General features: G+C 68.1%; 11 protein-coding genes. 1 reads left to right on the top strand and 10 read right to left on the bottom strand.

Translation table 11 applies throughout. The features are described 5' to 3' along the window. Positions 1 to 46: 46 nt before the first annotated feature. From D2E22_RS06935 to D2E22_RS06955, 5 genes are all read right to left on the bottom strand, one after another. Positions 47 to 841: an FHA domain-containing protein gene (locus D2E22_RS06935; RefSeq protein WP_241218282.1), complete on the bottom strand. Its 795-nt coding sequence runs from the start codon at positions 839 to 841 to the stop codon at positions 47 to 49. A gap of 206 nt (positions 842 to 1,047) precedes the next feature. Then, the gene (locus D2E22_RS06940; RefSeq protein ID WP_126032371.1) at positions 1,048 to 5,076 is read right to left on the bottom strand and encodes a DNA-directed RNA polymerase subunit beta'; all 4,029 of its coding nucleotides are present in this window, start codon (positions 5,074 to 5,076) and stop codon (positions 1,048 to 1,050) included. 53 nt (positions 5,077 to 5,129) lie between these two features. Continuing rightward, on the bottom strand, positions 5,130 to 8,690 hold the full coding sequence (gene rpoB, locus D2E22_RS06945; RefSeq protein ID WP_126032372.1) for a DNA-directed RNA polymerase subunit beta: 3,561 nt from the start codon (positions 8,688 to 8,690) through the stop codon (positions 5,130 to 5,132). A 241-nt stretch (positions 8,691 to 8,931) separates the two neighbouring features. Further along, complete coding sequence (locus tag D2E22_RS06950) at positions 8,932 to 9,654, bottom strand: hypothetical protein (protein ID WP_241218284.1); 723 nt, start codon at positions 9,652 to 9,654, stop codon at positions 8,932 to 8,934. Positions 9,655 to 9,697: 43 nt separating this feature from the next. Continuing rightward, on the bottom strand, positions 9,698 to 10,675 hold the full coding sequence (locus tag D2E22_RS06955; protein ID WP_126032373.1) for an HhH-GPD family protein: 978 nt from the start codon (positions 10,673 to 10,675) through the stop codon (positions 9,698 to 9,700). 72 nt (positions 10,676 to 10,747) lie between these two features. Here D2E22_RS06955 and D2E22_RS06960 point away from each other — a divergent pair, with 72 nt between their 5' ends. Then, positions 10,748 to 11,419, top strand: coding sequence for a tRNA (cytidine(34)-2'-O)-methyltransferase (locus tag D2E22_RS06960; protein ID WP_126032374.1), 672 nt, complete (start codon positions 10,748 to 10,750; stop codon positions 11,417 to 11,419). A gap of 76 nt (positions 11,420 to 11,495) precedes the next feature. On the opposite strand, the gene D2E22_RS06965 is transcribed toward D2E22_RS06960, so the two are convergent. The 5 genes from D2E22_RS06965 to galT all read right to left on the bottom strand — a co-directional run bounded on the left by D2E22_RS06965 (position 11,496) and on the right by galT (position 17,369). Beyond that, complete coding sequence (locus tag D2E22_RS06965) at positions 11,496 to 12,860, bottom strand: PFL family protein (protein WP_126032375.1); 1,365 nt, start codon at positions 12,858 to 12,860, stop codon at positions 11,496 to 11,498. A 66-nt stretch (positions 12,861 to 12,926) separates the two neighbouring features. Further along, the gene (locus D2E22_RS06970) at positions 12,927 to 13,199 is read right to left on the bottom strand and encodes an ACT domain-containing protein (RefSeq protein WP_095614216.1); all 273 of its coding nucleotides are present in this window, start codon (positions 13,197 to 13,199) and stop codon (positions 12,927 to 12,929) included. Between the two features lie 180 nt (positions 13,200 to 13,379). Further along, complete coding sequence (locus D2E22_RS06975; protein WP_241218285.1) at positions 13,380 to 14,504, bottom strand: class C sortase; 1,125 nt, start codon at positions 14,502 to 14,504, stop codon at positions 13,380 to 13,382. Between the two features lie 229 nt (positions 14,505 to 14,733). After that, positions 14,734 to 15,984 carry a galactokinase gene (gene galK / locus D2E22_RS06980; RefSeq protein ID WP_126032376.1) on the bottom strand — a complete coding sequence of 417 codons (1,251 nt, stop codon included), beginning with the start codon at positions 15,982 to 15,984 and terminating at the stop codon, positions 14,734 to 14,736. A 125-nt stretch (positions 15,985 to 16,109) separates the two neighbouring features. Continuing rightward, on the bottom strand, positions 16,110 to 17,369 hold the full coding sequence (gene galT, locus D2E22_RS06985; RefSeq protein WP_126032377.1) for a galactose-1-phosphate uridylyltransferase: 1,260 nt from the start codon (positions 17,367 to 17,369) through the stop codon (positions 16,110 to 16,112). Positions 17,370 to 17,372: the final 3 nt, after the last annotated feature.

The following is a 17,372-nucleotide window of genomic DNA, read 5'->3' on the forward strand; positions in this document are numbered from 1 at the left end:
ACTTGCCCGGGTCGGCGGGTGATCCGGACGGTTTGGCGTATGCCAGCTATTCGGCGGCGTCCTCGAAATCGAAGATCTGGTCGCCGATGCGCACCTTGCACGGCGCCGTGAGCCTCATCGGCGTGCCTTTGACGACCTGGCGCTCGTCTTCGCCGTCGACTACGTAGGTGCCGTTGAGCGAACCGTAGTCCTCGATCCACAGCGAACCGTCCTGGTCGAAGCTGATCGCCGCATGGTTGCGCGAGACGGTGCGCGTCGGGTCGACGAGCCGCACCGACTTCGCACCCTGCGGGATGTCCTGCGACGGCTTGCGTCCCATGAGCACGCCCATGTCGACGACGATGCTCTGGCCGGTGACCTCGTTGACGAGGCGGTAGACGTGGCGCGGCTCCTTCTTCATGAAAGCCGTCGACAGCACGGTGCCGTCCCATTCGTCGCTGCCCTCGGCGCCTTCCTCGGCCGTGTACTCGAGGTCGTCGCCCAGATGCGCGTTGTAGGAATCGTCCGGGATGAGCGCCGGCTGTTCCGACGTCGTCGCGCCGATATGCGCCTCCGCGTGGAGCGACTCCGCGGCCGCAACCGGCTCGGGCTGCGCGAATGCCGACGCGGCGTCGGAGGACGGTTGCCCGTCCATCGCGCCCGCTCCGGCCACGGCCGGCTCCGGCTGCGCTGTGGCGACCGGCTGCGCGTCCGTCGACGCGGGCCGCGCCTCGAAGATGTCCTGCTGGGTGGTCTGCTGCGGCGCGGCATCGCCGTGTTCGGGGACGAGCATGTCCGCTTCGACTTCATCGTCGGCGTACCAGCCCATCTCGGGCGCCGGAGGATACGGTAATTTCTGCATATTCCAGTCTTAGCACACCGGATTGGAAAACCGCGCACTGCCGCCACGGTATGGACGGCCCGCGGAAGGCCGTGTCCGGCAACGCCGCCGCCAAGGCCGGACGGATACGGCAAAGGGGCGCGGTCCGTGCATGCATGCACGGACCGCGCCCCTCATTCAGACCGCCGCCGGCGCGCATCGCGCCGACGGTCGCCGGTCAGCATCGGTCAGAACTTGAAGTCGTCGCCGAGATCGCCGCCGAGGTCCTCCTGGCCGCCGTTGTCATCCAGGAAGTCGTCCGGGTTGAAGTCGTCGCCGAGCTTGAGATCGCCGAAGTCGATGTTCGAGAAGTCGACGTCGGACATGTCGCCATCGCCGAACTCGCCGCCGAGCGCGTCGTCGCCGAGACCGAAGTTCGGGTAGATCGTGTCGCGGATCGCCTTGTCCGGCTCGACGACGGCGTTGCGGTAACGCGCCAGTCCGGTGCCGGCAGGGATGAGCTTGCCGATGATGACGTTCTCCTTGAGGCCCTTGAGGTCGTCTTCCTTCTCGTTGAGCGCGGCTTCGGTGAGCACGCGCGTCGTCTCCTGGAACGACGCCGCGGACAGCCACGAGTCGGTCGCGAGCGACGCCTTCGTGATGCCCATGAGCTCCGGACGGCCGGCCGCCGGCTTGCCGCCGTTGGCGACGGCCGCGCGGTTCGCCTCGGTGAAGCGCGCACGGTCGACGAGTTCGCCCGGCAGCAGCGTCGTGTCACCGGAATCGATGACGGTGATGCGGCGCAGCATCTGGTGGACGATGACCTCGATGTGCTTGTCGTGGATGTCGACGCCCTGCGAGCGGTACACGTTGTGCACCTCCTCGACGATGTTCTTCTGGGCGGCGTTCGGTCCGAGGATGCGCAGGATCTTCTTCGGGTCGACCGAGCCTTCGATCAGCTGCGTGCCGGCCTCGACGTGCTCGCCGTCCTTGACGAGGAGCGGCGCGCGGCGCGTCACCGGATAGGTCTCCTCGTCGCTGCCGTCGTCGGGCTTGATGAAGACCTGACGACCGCGTTCGCTGTCCTCGATCCTCACGGTGCCGGCGACCTGCGCGATCGGCGCCTCGCCCTTCGGCGTACGCGCCTCGAAGAGCTCGGTGACACGCGGCAGACCCTGCGTGATATCCGACGCCGACGCGACGCCGCCGGAGTGGAACGAACGCAGCGTCAGCTGCGTGCCCGGTTCGCCGATCGACTGCGCGGCGACGATGCCGACCGCCTCGCCGACGTCGACGAGCTTGTTCGTCGCGAGCGACCAGCCGTAGCACTTCGCGCACACGCCGCGCTTCGACTCGCAGGTGAGCACCGAACGGCCCTTGACCTCCTCGACGCCGTGCGCGACGAGGTCGTTGAGCACGTCCATCGACAGCGCGTCACCGGCATGGTAGAGCACGGTCTCGCCGTCGGCCGGGTCGATGACGTCGGCCGCGAGCAGACGCGAGTACGGACCGCCGTCGGCCGCCTTGACGAGCACGAGGTTGCCGTCCTCGTCGCGTTCGGCGACCGTCATCGCCAGGCCGCGCTTCGTGCCGCAGTCCTCCTCGCGGACGATGACCTCCTGCGAGACGTCGACGAGTCGACGGGTGAGGTAACCGGATTCCGCGGTACGCAGTGCCGTATCGGCCAGACCCTTGCGCGCGCCGTGCTGGGAGATGAAGTACTCGAGCACGGACAGGCCGTCGCGGTAGTTCGACTTGACCGGTCGGGGGATGATCTCGCCCTTCGGGTTCGCCACGAGGCCTCGCATGCCGGCGATCTGGCGGATCTGCATCCAGTTGCCTCGTGCGCCGGACTGCACCATGATGTTCACGTTGTTGTCGTCATGGAAGTTCTCGCGCATCGCCTCGGCGACCTTGTCGGTGCACTCGGTCCACAGGTTGATGAGCTCCTGGCGGCGCTCCTCCTCGGTGAGCAGGCCGAGGTCGTACTGGCTGTTGACCTTGGCGGCCTCGTCCTCATAGCCCTTGATGATCTCCTCGCGGTCCGACGGGGCGACGATGTCCGAGAAGGCCATCGTGACGCCCGACCACGGCGCGCGCGTGAAGCCGAGGTCCTTGAGCGCGTCGAGGACGGCGGCGACCTGCTGCGTCGAGTAACGCGTCGCGATGTCGTCGACGATCTTCGAGAGCCTGCCCTTCGGGCACTGCTCGTTGATGAACGGGTAGTTCACCGGCAGCGTCCCGTTGAACAGGATGCGGCCGAGCGACGTCGCGAACAGCACGGTGCCGTCGGTGAAGCGCTCCTCCTTGACGACGTCCGGGCTGCCCGGCTCCGGGTCGACGACCTTGACCTCGCCCGGCTCCCAGTCCTTCGGCAGCACGAAGTCCTGGGGAAGGCGGATGAGCACCTTGGCCTGCATATCGATCTCGTGGCGATCGAGCGCCATCTGCGCCTCGTCGAGCGACGAGAAGACGCGGCCCTGGCCCTTCGCGCCGTCGACGACGGTGCTCAGGTAGTACAGGCCCAGGATCATGTCCTGCGACGGCATCGTGACGGTGTGGCCGTCGGCCGGCTTGAGGATGTTGTCGGAGGCCAGCATCAGCGAGCGGGCCTCGGCCTGCGCCTCGGCGCTCAGCGGCAGATGGACCGCCATCTGGTCGCCGTCGAAGTCCGCGTTGAACGCGGCGCAGGCGAGCGGCGGCAGGTGGATGGCCTTGCCTTCGACGAGGATCGGCTCGAAGGCCTGGATGCCCAGACGGTGCAGCGTAGGCGCACGGTTGAGCAGGACCGGATGCTCGGAGATGACCTCCTCGAGCACGCCCCAGACCTCGGCGTCGCCGCGGTCGACGAGGCGCTTCGCGCTCTTCATGTTCTGCGCGTAGTTGAGGTCGACGAGGCGCTTGATGACGAAGGGCTTGAACAGCTCGAGCGCCATCGGCTTCGGCAGGCCGCACTGGTGCATGCGCAGCGACGGGCCGACGACGATGACCGAACGGCCCGAGTAGTCGACGCGCTTGCCGAGCAGGTTCTGGCGGAAACGGCCCTGCTTGCCCTTGAGCATGTCGGACAGCGACTTGAGCGGACGGTTCGAGGCGCCGGTGACCGGACGGCCGCGGCGGCCGTTGTCGAACAGCGAGTCGACGGCCTCCTGGAGCATGCGCTTCTCGTTGTTGAGCATGATCTCCGGGGCGCCGAGCTCGATGAGGCGCTTGAGTCGGTTGTTGCGGTTGATGACGCGGCGGTACAGGTCGTTGAGGTCGGAGGTCGCGAAGCGGCCGCCGTCGAGCTGCACCATCGGGCGCAGGTCCGGCGGGATGACCGGGATCACGTCGAGGACCATCGCCTCCGGCTTGTTGCCGGTGGTCAGGAACGCGTTGACGACCTTGAGACGCTTGAGGGCGCGGGCCTTGCGCTGGCCGGTGCCGGTCTCGATCTCCTCGCGCAGTTCCTTCGCGGCGGCCTCGAGGTCGAAGTCCTGCAGGCGCTTCTTGATCGCCTCGGCGCCCATGCAGCCTTCGAAGTAGTCGCCGTAGCGGTCCTCCATCTCGCGCCACAGGTCGACGTCGTTCTCCATGTCGCCCGGCTTGAGGTTCTTGAACTTGTCGAAGACCGCGCCGAGGCGCGCGATCTGGTCGTCGTAGCGCTGGCGGATCGCCGCCATGTCGCGCTCGGCGCCGTTGCGCAGCTTCGTGCGGGCGCTGCCCTTGACCTCGCCGTCGGCCTCGAGTTCGGCCAGATCGGCCTCGACCTTCTTCGCGCGCTCCTCGATCTCGTTGTCGCGGCGGCGTTCGAGGTTCTTCACCTCGGTGTCGAACTCCTCCTGCAGGTCCGGCAGATCCTGATGGCGCTGCTCGTCGTCGACCTTCGTGACCATGTAGGACGCGAAGTAGATGACCTTCTCGAGCTCCTTCGGCGCGATGCCGAGCAGGTAGCCCAGACGGCTCGGCACACCCTTGAAGAACCAGATGTGCGTGACCGGCGCGGCCAGCTCGATGTGGCCCATGCGCTCGCGACGCACGCGGCTGCGGGTCACCTCGACGCCGCAGCGCTCGCACACGATGCCCTTGAAGCGCACGCGCTTGTACTTGCCGCACGCGCACTCCCAGTCGCGCGTCGGTCCGAAGATCTGCTCGCCGAACAGGCCGTCCTTCTCCGGCTTGAGCGTGCGGTAGTTGATGGTCTCCGGCTTCTTGACTTCGCCGTAGCTCCAGCCGCGGATGTCGTCCGCGGTGGCCAGACCGATTTTCAGTTTGTCAAATGCGTTGACGTCCAGCACTTACGTTTGTCCTGTCTGTGTAGGTTCTTGTTTCTCTTGAATGACTCGTGTGATTACTTGTATTCAGGTTCATCAACGATTTGGTCGGCCTTCGCGGCGGCGTCCGGGCGGGCGCCGATGTTGAAGCCGAGGTCGTTGGAGGAGGAGACCGGATCGTCGTCCTCTTCCTTCATGTCGATCGCGACGCCTTCGGCGTTGAGCACTTCGACGTTGAGGGACAGGGACTGCATTTCCTTGAGGAGCACCTTGAACGACTCGGGGATGCCCGCCGGCGGCAGGTTATCGCCCTTGACGATCGCGCCGTAGACGCGCACGCGGCCGTCGACGTCATCGGACTTCGTGGTCATCATCTCGTGCAGCGTGTACGCGGCGCCATAGGCCTCGAGGGCCCACACCTCCATCTCGCCGAAGCGCTGGCCGCCGAACTGCGCCTTGCCGCCGAGCGGCTGCTGCGTGATCATCGAGTACGGGCCGGTCGAACGCGCGTGGATCTTGTCGTCGACGAGGTGGTGCAGCTTGAGCATGTACATGTAGCCCACCGAGATCGGCTTCGGGAACGGTTCGCCGGTGCGGCCGTCGAACAGCGTCGCCTTGCCGTCCTCGCCGACGAGCTTGTTGCCGTCGCGGTCGGTCAGCGTCGTCGACAGCAGGCCCTTGAGCGTCTCCTGGCGCACGCCGTCGAAGACCGGCGTGGCGACCGGGGTGCCCGGCGCGCCCTTCTCGGCGCCCTTCGGCACGTACTGCTTCCAGGCGGCCTCGAGGTCCGGGTCGAGCGAGATGTCCCAGCCCGCGTGCGCGACCCAGCCGAGGTGCAGTTCGAGCACCTGGCCGAGGTTCATTCGCGAAGGCACGCCGAGCGGGTTGAGCATGATGTCGACCGGGGTGCCGTCCGCGAGGAACGGCATGTCCTCCTCCGGCAGGATGCGCGAGATGACGCCCTTGTTGCCGTGGCGGCCCGAGAGCTTGTCACCCTGCGTGATCTTGCGGTGCTGCGCGATGTAGACGCGGATCATCTGGTTGACGCCGTTGGGCAGCTCGTCGCCGTCCTCCTCGGCGTCCTCGCGCGTGATCTCCTTGACGGCGATGACGGTGCCGGTCTCGCCGTGGGGCACGCGCAGCGAGGTGTCGCGCACCTCGCGGCTCTTCTCGCCGAAGATCGCACGCAGCAGGCGCTCCTCCGGGGTCAGCTCGGTCTCGCCCTTCGGCGTGACCTTGCCGACGAGGATGTCGCCGGCCTCGACCTCGGCGCCGATGCGGATGATGCCGCGCTCGTCGAGGTTCGCGACCGCGTCCTCGCCGACGTTCGGCAGGTCGCGCGTGATCTCCTCGGCGCCGAGCTTCGTCTCGCGCGCGTCGATCTCGTACTCCTCGATGTGAATCGAGGAGAGCGTATCGTCCTGGACGAGGCGCTGCGAGATGATGACGGCGTCCTCGTAGTTGTAGCCGTTCCACGGCATGAACGCGACGAGCAGGTTCTTGCCGAGCGCCATCTCGCCCTTCTCGGTCGCCGGGCCGTCGGCCAGCACGGTGCCTTCCTCGACGCGTTCGCCGTCGTGGATGAGCGGGACCTGGTTGTAGCACGTCGTCTGGTTCGAGCGCTGGAACTTCGCGAGCTTGTAGGAGCTCGTCGTGCCGTCGTCGTTCATGACGCGGATGATGTCCGCGGACACGTAGGTGACGACGCCCGGCTTCTCGGCGAGGATGACGTCGCCGGAGTCGACGGCCGCGCGCCATTCGGCGCCGGTGCCCACGAGCGGACGCTCGGACTTGATCAGCGGGACGGCCTGGCGCTGCATGTTCGTGCCCATGAGCGCGCGGTGGCCCTCGTCGTGCTCGAGGAACGGGATCAGCGACGCGCCGACGGAGACCATCTGGCGCGGGGAGACGTCCATGTAGTCGACCATCTCGACCGGGACGTCCTCCGCCTCGCCGGCCGCGTCTCGCACGAGCGCTTCCTTCTCGACGAAGTCGCCGTGCTCGTCGAGCTTCTGGTTCGCCTGCGCGATGACGTGCTCGATGTCGCGGTCCGCAGTCATGTACTCGACCTCGTCGGTCACATGGCCGTTGACGACCTTGCGGTACGGCGTCTCGATGAAGCCGAAGGGGTTGATGCGGCCGAAGGTCGCGAGCGAGCCGATGAGGCCGATGTTCGGGCCTTCAGGGGATTCGATCGGGCACATGCGCCCGAAGTGGGACGGGTGCACGTCGCGCACCTCCATCGACGCGCGGTCGCGCGACAGGCCGCCGGGGCCGAGGGCCGAGAGGCGGCGCTTGTTCGTGACGCCGGCGAGCGGGTTGTTCTGGTCCATGAACTGCGAGAGCTGGGACGTGCCGAAGAACTCCTTGATCGTCGCGTTGACCGGACGGATGTTGATCAGCGACTGCGGCGTGATAGCCTCGGCGTCCTGCGTCGTCATGCGTTCGCGCACGACGCGCTCCATGCGGCTCAGGCCGGTGCGCAGCTGGTTCTGGATCAGCTCGCCGACCTGGCGGATGCGGCGGTTGCCGAAGTGGTCGATGTCGTCGACGTCGACGCGCAGCTCGATGTCCTCGCCGTCGCGCTTGCCCGGGAACGTCGCGGCGCCGGCGTGCAGCGTCACGAGGTACTTGAGCGTCGCGATGATGTCCTCGCGGCTGAGCGAACGGTCGTTGTAGTCCTTCTCGAGGCCGAGCTTGCGGTTGATCTTGTAGCGGCCGACGCGCGCCAGGTCGTAGCGCTTCGTGTTGAAGTAGAAGGAGTCGAGCAGGTTCTTGCCGGCCTCCGGCGTCGCCGCGTCGGTCGGGCGGATCTTGCGGTACAGGTCGACGAGGGCCTCGTCCTGGCTGTCGATCTTCTCGTTGTCGAGCGCGTCGAGCACGAGCGGGTAGCCTTCGAAGGCCTCGCGGATCTCGGAGCGGGACATGCCGATCGCCATCAGGAAGACGATCGCCGACTGCTTGCGCTTGCGGTCGACGCGCACGCCGAGGAAGTCGCGCTTGTCGATCTCGAACTCGAGCCACGCGCCGCGGCTCGGGATGATCTTCGCACCGAAGATCTCCTTGTCCGACGAACGGTCCTGCTGGCGGTCGAAGTAGACGCCCGGGGAGCGCACGAGCTGCGAGACGATGACGCGCTCGGTGCCGCCGATGATGAAGGTGCCGTGCGGCGTCTGCAGCGGGAAGTCGCCCATGAAGACGGTCTGCGACTTGATCTCGCCGGTGTCGCCGTTCTCGAACTCCGCGTTGACGTACAGCGGCGCCGAGTAGGTGTAGTCCTTCTCCTTGCATTCCTGCACGGTGTGGCGCGGCTCCTCGAAGTACGGGTCGGAGAACGTCAGGCTCATCGTCTGCGAGTAGTTCTCGATCGGGGAGATCTCCTGGAAGACCTCGTCGAGGCCGGAGATGTGCGCGACGGTGTGCGTGCCCTTCTCCTCGTCCTCCTGGACGCGGGCCCGCCAGCGCTCGTTGCCGATCAGCCAGTCGAAGCTGTCGGTCTGCACGCCGAGCAGGTACGGCACGTCGATGGGTTCGGCGATCGAGCCGAAGTTCACGCGATCCGACGCCTTGTGCAGGTCGATGTCCCGCTGGTCGGCACGCGCGATGATGGAAGTGGTGTTCGTCGTAGTCTCAGACAATGGACGTTCCTTATCGCTGCTTGTTGTTCGTAACTATGCTCACGGTCAGAAGCGCGGTCACCGGCCGCCATATGCCTGGGTGCGCGGGCGCTTCGTCTTCGATAGCATGCCCGCCATATGACATACTAAGACACGAAATCAATATACTACCGTTTCCAACCAACGGTCGCAATCGGTATTCCAAAAATGTGAGCAATATCACATAACAATGCGCGTCGCCGCCGACGTCCGCCCGCGCCGCTCACCCGACGGTGAAGGCCACCGACTTGCTCTCGACATGCGTGTCGCCGTCGATGACGAGCTGCGCCGTGTACGAGCCGCGGTCGACATGCGGCAGATCCGCCGACGCCTTGCATTCGTCGCCGGAGCGCACCGTGTCCCAGACGATCTTCTGCTCGTCGGTCACGCCCTCCATCATCAGCAGCGGACGGTACGTCGCCTCGCAGGCGTCGGAACGCCACACCGTGTCCTCGCCCGACTTGATGACGAGCACGCGCGAGTCGTCGGCGCCGTCGACGAAACAGCCGGCCGGGTCGGAGCCGACGTACGTCATCGTCGCCGTGAACTCGAGCGAGCCGCCGAGCGGCACGACGTCGGCCGCCGGCGTCAGCGTCATCTGCAGGTTCTTCGCCGTGCAGTCCTTCACCTTGCTCGTCTGCGGCGGCGCCGGCACCGCGGAACGCGACACGGCCATGCGGTCAGCGGCGCCGATCCAGTCATGCGCGGCCACGGCGCCGCGGATCAGGCTGTAGACGCACAGCACGCACACGATCAGGAACACGAGCAGGCCGGCGAAGAACACAAGGCGCCGCTTGCGGTACATCGCGCGACGGCGCTTGGACATCGCGCGCTTGCGCGGCTTCGCGCCCCCCTTCGGCGCTGGACGCGGCGATCGGGACGACGACGCGCCCGACGAACGCTGCGGACGGTTCGACGACGTGCGCTGATGTGGTGGCTTCGGCATGGTCACCATCTTATCCACGCCGCCCACCCGAAACCGACGGCCGCTACGCCGGCAGCCGCACGCCGTGGCCGTCGACGATCTCGACCAGGCCGTCCTCATCGAGCGAGGCGATGCAGCGGTCGAGCTGCACGCCGTCCGCCCACAGCCGCGCCGCCGCCTCATGCGACAGGACGCCGTGCGCGTCGTCCGGCAGCTCGCGCAGCGCCTGCATGACGAGGCCGCGCACCTGCCGGTCGGTGCCGGCGAAACGCTGCCGCGGCCTCGTGCGCCGCTCCCCCAGACGCGGCCGACCGGCGGCCAGGAAGAGGCAGCGCTCCCGCAGCGGGCAGTCGTCGCACTCCGGCTGTTTCGCCGTGCACACGAGCGCGCCGAGCTCCATGACCGCCTGGTTCCATGTCGCGCTCGCGCCCGCGTCGTCCGGCAGCACGACGTCGGCGAGCGCGCGCTCGAGCGCGCTCGCGGCGCCGCCGAGCGACTCCTCGCCGAGGAACACGCGGCTGAGCACGCGGCGGATGTTCGTGTCGATGACGACGATGCGCTCGCCGTAGGCGAAACTGAGCACGGCGCTCGCCGTGTAGTCGCCGATGCCGGGAAGCGCCGTGAGCGCCGCGTAGTCGCGCGGCAGCCCGTCGCGGCATTCGGCGGCGACGACGCGCGCGCATTCCTGCAGCCGCAGCGCGCGGCGCGGGTAGCCCAAGCGCCCCCACGCCTCGAGGACGTCGGCGCGCGGCGCGGCGGCGAGGGCGGCGGCGTCGGGCCATCGTCGCATCCACGCGCTCCAGTACGGCACGACCCTGCCCATCTGCGTCTGCTGGCTCATGACCTCGCACACGAGGACGCCCCATGGCGATGTGCGGCCGTCGCGCCACGGCAGCTCGCGCGCGTGCATGTCCCACCATGCGAACAACGGCCGGCGCAGCTGTTCGGCGAGCCGCCGCGCGGCCCGGGCGCGCGGGACGCCGAGGACGTCGCGCGGATCGGCGGGCTGCTTCGTGCGCGCCGTCTTCGTTCGTGTGACCATAGCCACGCCATTGTAGTGGAGCGCGCGCGGTTGGGAAAGCGCGCGTCGCACCGGGGCAATATCGTGTGTCACGTGACGAATGAAGCAACGAATCCCGCGCACGCCGCGGCCGCCGGCGTCGATCCGGAAGCCCAGGTGGAGAAGATGTTCGAGTACGGCTACCGCAAGTCGAACTACGGCCCCGACGAACTCGTGACCGACGCGCACGGCAATCCGATCTCGGTCGTCGACGCGATGATGTCGGCGAAGGAGGCGGCGAACACGCCGACGTCGACGCCGCATCTGTGCTACTACTCCCCGCGCATCCCCGGCAACACCGGCTCGGCGATCCGCCTGTGCGCGGTCACCGGCACGATCCTGCACCTCGTGGAGCCGCTCGGCTTCAATCTGCGCGACACGAAGCTGCGCCGCGCCGGCCTCGACTACCATGACATGGCGCATGTCGTGCTCCATCCGGACTTCGAGGACCTCGTCGAGTCGATGCCCGATTCGCGCATCATCGCGTTCACCGCGCATGCGACGAAGCTGTACACCGAGGTCGAGTACAGGCCGACCGACATCCTGCTGTTCGGCCCCGAGCCGGGCAACATCCCCGATCCGACCGACATCATGTTCGGCCCGCATGTCGCCGAGCAGGTGCGCCTGCCGATGCGCCCGAGCCTGCGCAGCCTGAACCTGACGAACTGCGCGTCGATCGCGATCTACGAGGCGTGGAGGCAGCTCGGATTTGATGGGGGCCGATGAACATCCACCCCGAAATGCGAGATGGGCGTGCGTCAACCGGTTGACGCACGCCCATCTCGCATTTCGGGGTGGGGTCTCAGTTCTTGAAGCTGTGAATCGGGGCCGGGATGCGGCCGCCGCGCGTCACGAAGGCCTCGCAGCTCGCCGTGTTCACCGGCATGATCGGCGCGTAGCCCATCAGGCCGCCGAAGTTCGCCATCTGGCCGACGGTCTTGCCTACGACCGGGATGATGCGCACCGCCGTCGTCTTCTGGTTGACCATGCCGATCGCGGATTCGTCGGCGATGATGCCGGAGATCGTCGAGGCCGGCGTGTCGCCGGGGATCGCGATCATGTCGAGGCCGACCGAGCACACGCAGGTCATCGCCTCGAGCTTCTCGATCGTCAGGCAGCCGCTTTCGGCCGCGTCGATCATGTTCTTGTCCTCGGAGACCGGGATGAACGCGCCGGACAGACCGCCGACGTACGAGGACGCCATGATGCCGCCCTTCTTGACCTGGTCGTTGAGCATCGCGAGCGCGGCCGTCGTGCCGGGGCCGCCCACCTGCGCCAGACCCATCTTCTCGAGCACCTCGCCGACCGAGTCGCCGACGGCCGGCGTCGGCGCGAGCGACAGGTCGATGATGCCGAAGGGCACGCCGAGGCGCTTCGACGCCTCCTGTGCGACGAGCTGGCCGACGCGCGTGATCTTGAACGCGGTGCGCTTGATCGTCTCGCACAGGAACTCGAAGTCCTTGCCGACGGCGGCGTCGAGCGCGCGCGAGACGACGCCCGGCCCGGATACGCCGACGTTGATGACGGCGTCGCCCTCGGTCACGCCGTGGAAGCCGCCCGCCATGAACGGGTTGTCGTCCGGCGCGTTGCAGAACGCGACGAACTTGACGCAGCCGTAGGAGTCGTTGTCGGCGGTCGCCTCGGCGATCTCCTTGATGATGTGGCCGAGCATGTCGACGGCGTTCATGTCGATGCCGGTCTTCGTCGAGCCGACGTTGACCGACGAGCAGACGATGTCGGTCTCGCTCAGCGCGGCCGGCAGCGAGCGGATGAGCAGCTCCTCGGCCGGCGTCATCGACTTCGATACGAGCGCCGAGTAGCCGCCGATGAGGTCGACGCCGACCGTCTTCGCGGCGCGGTCGAGCGCGTGCGCGATCTTGACGAAGTCGGCGCTCGTCCTGCAGCAGCTCGCGCCGACGAGCGCGATCGGCGTCACCGTGATGCGCTTGTTGACGATCGGGATGCCGAAGTCGCGTTCGATCGACTCGCCGGTGGAGACGAGGTCCTTCGCGTAGGTCGTGATTTTGTCGTAGATCTTGCCGCAGGTCTCGTCGACGTCGGTCGTCGCGCAATCCATGAGGCTGATGCCCATCGTGATCGTGCGCACGTCGAGCTTCTCCTGCTCGATCATCTGGTTGGTCTCGTGGACCTCCATGATATTCAGCATGCTGGTTCCTTCCGGCCTCTGGCCTGTTGCGTTCGGGTTGGCGGCCGCGCCGGCCGCCGCGCGTCCTCAGACGCGGTGCATCTTCGTGAAGATCTCCTCGCGCTGGCAGCGGATGCGCACGCCGATGTCCTCGCCGAGGGCCTCGAGGTCGTCGACGATCGTCTCGAACGCGACGTCGGCGTCCGAGTAGTCGACGATCATCATCATGTTGAAGAATCCGTCGATGATCGTCTGCGAAATGTCGAGCACGTTCGTGTGGTGCTCGGAGAGGTACGTGCAGACACGAGCGATGATGCCGACGGTGTCCTGACCGACGACGGTGATGATTGCCTTGTTCATGGATCTCCCTGGGTCTCGGGCGCGGTCGCCTTGAAAAGTACCGGCAAGCCCCAAGTATAGGGAAGAGCTGTGCCAAGTTCGACGGCGTTCCGCATGTCAGGACGTCGGGCGCATACGGCCGGCGGCCCGCGCCGCGCCCGCCGGTACGGGGCGCGGCGCGGGCCGCCTGTGCCGGGTCGCTCAGCGCTTCGCGTGGTGCGTCGGCTGTTCGCGCAGGCGCCGGCGCTGCACGACGAACACGGCGATGAACGCGGCGACGACGAGCGTGACGATGATCGCCGTCACCGTGATGTCCTGCGTCAGGCCGTCGTCGCGGTACGGCATGTGCTGCTGCGGCGACTCGGTCGGGATCCGGTGCCCGGTGACGATGAGGCGGTGCGAGTTGACGCCGTACGGCGTGCAGGTCACGAGGCTCGCCAGGTCGCGTCCCTCCTGGATCGCGAGGTCCTCGACCTCGTTCGGCAGCACCGTGTGCGTCGACTCGACCTCGTAGGTGAGCACCTCGTCGTAGACGGTGACCGTGAACTTGTCTCCCTCGCCGAGCGTGTCGAGGCCGGTGAACAGCATCGCGCTCGGCAGGCCGGTGTGGCCGGTGAGCACCGTGTGCGTCGACTCGCCGCCGATCGGCAGGCTCGAGCCTTCGAGATGGCCGGCAGCGATCTGCAGCACCGTCTCGTCGGTGCCGTGGTAGATCGGCAGACGCGCCTTGATCTTCGGGATCGTCACATAGCCCATGATGCCGGTGCCGCTCACGTCGAGGATCGACTCGTACGTCTTCTTCTCCTCGGGCGTCGGCAGGAACCTGGAGGTGCCCTGCCCGATGAGCGACTCGTTGTATTCCTTCGCGCGCGCGAGCTCCTTGTCGCGGTCCTCCTTCGAGGTGTCGGCGACCTTCTCGATGTATCCCGCGACGGCGCGCGACGCGACGTGGCGGTTCCAGGCGTCGGCGACCGTCGGATACAGGATCAGGCCGACGCCGATGAGCAGCAGCGCGCTCATCGCGGCGAGCATCGCGAAGAACCTGCGGTTGTCCTTCCTGCGCTTGACGGCGAGCTGTTGCGCCGTCAGCCTCGGCGCGCCGGGCTCGTGCGGGTCGATGATGTCACCGAAGCCTTCGGCGCCGCCGACGCCGTCCGTCGCGGCCTCCTGCGCGCCGTCGTGCGCCGGCGTCTCTCCCCCCGCGTGCATGGCGTCCGCGTCCGCGCCGCCCTCATCCGCGTCGCCGCGCATGTCTTCCCACATGTCCCAGTCGTCGTGGTCGCCGTCGTGTCCGTCGTGGTTGCCGTCGTCCCACCTGTCAGCCATCGCGCGTTCACCCTCCCGCCGTGCCGCGTCCGCGCCGCGGACGTCGCTGCCGTCTGTTGTCCGTTTAGAGCATAACCGCACCGACGCGCGTACGCACGCCGCCTTCCCAAACCTTTACGTTTCGCGTGCGCCCCGCCCCGCGGCCGGCGGCGTCGACGACGGCCGTCCCCGCCGCGTCGGTGGACGGGGCGGGGACGGCCGTGGGGGATCAGGGGATGCCGGCGCGCGGTCAGCGCACACGACGCGCCGCGGCGGCCGCATGGGCCGGCAACGCGCGAGGGGCGCGGAAGCCGCGGCGGCCGAATTCGTCGGCGATCGCATGCGCGACGCCTTCGCTCGCCCCGGTATCGACGAGCGCGATGATCGAGCCGCCGAAGCCGCCGCCGGTCATGCGCGCGCCGTACGCGCCCTCGGCGCGCGCGACGTCGACGGCCATGTCGAGCTCGGGCACCGTCACCTCGTAGTCGTCGCGCAGCGAATCGTGCGACGCGTCGAACAACGCGCCGGCCTGCCGCATGTCGCCGCGCGCGAAGGCGTCGACGAAACGGTCGACGCGCCCGATCTCGGTGACGACGTGCCGCACGCGGCGGCGCATCGTCCCGTCGTCGAGCCGCGCGAGCACGTCCGCGAGCGCCCGCTGCGGATCGTCGGCGGCGTTGACGGCGTCGGCGACCTCGCGCAGGTTCGCGGCGCCGAGGATCGCCGCCGCCTGCTCGCACATCGTGCGGCGCGCCTCGTACTGGCCGTCGTTGAGCTGGTGCGGCGCGCGCGTGTCGAGCACGAGCAGCTCGAGGCCGTGGCCTGCCAGATCGAAGGGCTCCTGCTCGACGCTCTCGAGCGCGCTCAGGCCGGGCCGGCAGTCGAGGCGCAGCGCACGGCCCTCGGCGCAGCGCATCGACGCGCTCTGGTCGAGGCCGCCGGTCGAGGCGCCGGCCATGTCGTTCTCCGCGCGGATCGCCGCGTCGATCAGCGTGAGGCGGCCGGCGTCGTCGCCGCCGAAGCCGAGCGCGTGCACGTCGTCGAGCGCGAGCGCCGTCGAGCAGGTCATCGCCGCCGACGAACTCAGCCCCGAGCCGAGCGGCACGCAGGAGGCGAAGGCCGCGTCGAAGCCGCGCACCTGGTCGAAGCCGACTTCGCGCAGCGCCCATGCGACGCCGACCGGGTAGGCCGCCCATCCGTCGACGCCGCCGGCCTCGAGGCCGTCGAGCCCGGCTTCGGCGACCGTCTCGGGCGCGACGTCGGAGACGACGCGCACCGTCGTGTCGTCGCGCGCGGCGAGCGCCACGTAGGTGCGGTGCGGCAGCGCGATCGGCAGGCAGAGGCCGCCGTTGTAGTCCGTGTGCTCGCCGATGAGGTTGACGCGTCCGGGCGCCGCCCATACGCCGTCCGGCTCGTTGCCGTAGCGTGCTCGGAACAGCGCGGCCGCCTTGCGCGCGCCGTCTTCGTCGCCCATCGCTTCGATGAATTCCACCTGTGCCATAGTGCTGTTCTTCCGTGTCTGTCGTCCGCGTCGATGGTCGTGTGCGACGCGGGGTGCGATGTCTGTATTGGTGATGTCTGGTTGGTGATCGGCCGCGTCGGCGGCGCCTGCGTCGGCGCCGCCGTTCAGCCTTCGTCGGCGATGTCGACCGGGCCGAGCTCGTGGAAGCGCGCGGCGATGAGCTCGGGGGTCGTGTCCGAGACCCACGCGGCCATGCCTGATTCGGAGCCGGCGAGGTACTTGATCTTGTTCGCCGCGCGGCGGAACGAGAAGAACTGCAGGTTGAGCCGGTAGTGGTCGCGGCGCGCGTCGCGCACCGGCGCCTGATGCCAGGCGGCGATGTACGGCAGGTCCATGCCCTTGCCGTCGCCCTTGTCGAAGAAACGGTTGCCGCGCTTGAGCAGCGTCGAATACATCTGCGCGAGGTCCCAGCGCTCCTGGTCGTCGAGCTGGTCGAGAGTGAGGACGCCGTCGCGCAGCGGCGCGACGTGCACCTCGAGCGGCCAGCGCGCGGCGGCCGGCACGTAGGCGACCCAGCTGTGGTTGCGCATGACGACGCGGTGCCGCGCGTCGATCTCGGCGGCCATCAGGTCGTGCAGCAGGTTGCCGCCGGTGCGCTCGAAGTAGGCCTCGGTGTGCTCCAGCTCGGTCTCGAGCTTCGGCGCGATGAACGGGTACGCGTAGATCTGGCCGTGCGGGTGCGCGAGCGAGACGCCGATCTCCTCGCCGTGGTTCTCGAAGGGGAAGATCTGCTCGATGCCGTCGATCGTGCTCAGTTCGGCGGTGCGGAAGGCCCACGCCTCGACGACGGTGCGCAGACGCGACACCGGCAGGTCGGCGGGCAGGCCGTCCTCGTCCGGGTCGAAGCAGATGACCTCGCAGCGGCCGCCCGCCGGGCGCACCTGCCACAGCGGGTTGCCGTCGACGCAGCCGGCCTCGTCGGGCGCGCCGGGCACCTGCACCATCGACGGGAAGCGGTTCTCGAAGATGACGACGTCGTAGTCGGTGTCCGGAACCTCGCCGTCCTGATACGGGTCGCCGGGCTTGCGCGCGGCGAGCGGATTGCCCTTCGCCGTCGCACCGGCGCCGGCCGTGATCGGGCGGTTCATGCGCGCCGTCGCCATCGGTATCCAGTCGCCGGTGAGCGGGTCGCGGCGCATCTGCGGCGCCTGGTAGCGCACCTCGACGCCGTCGGCGTCCAGATGCGGCGCGAAACGGTACGGCAGCCCGCGCGGATCGTCGATGCGGCGCGCGCGCTCGCCGGAGACGAACTCGGGCTCGTCGTCGAGGTAGAAGAAGTCGCGTCCGTCGGCGAGCGTCGTCGGCGTGATGCGGATGTGCTCCTTCGCGTAGTCACCGGGTTCGTATTGTGCATATCGTGACATTGT

The organism is Bifidobacterium castoris (genome assembly GCF_003952025.1).
Lineage (GTDB): Bacteria > Actinomycetota > Actinomycetes > Actinomycetales > Bifidobacteriaceae > Bifidobacterium > Bifidobacterium castoris.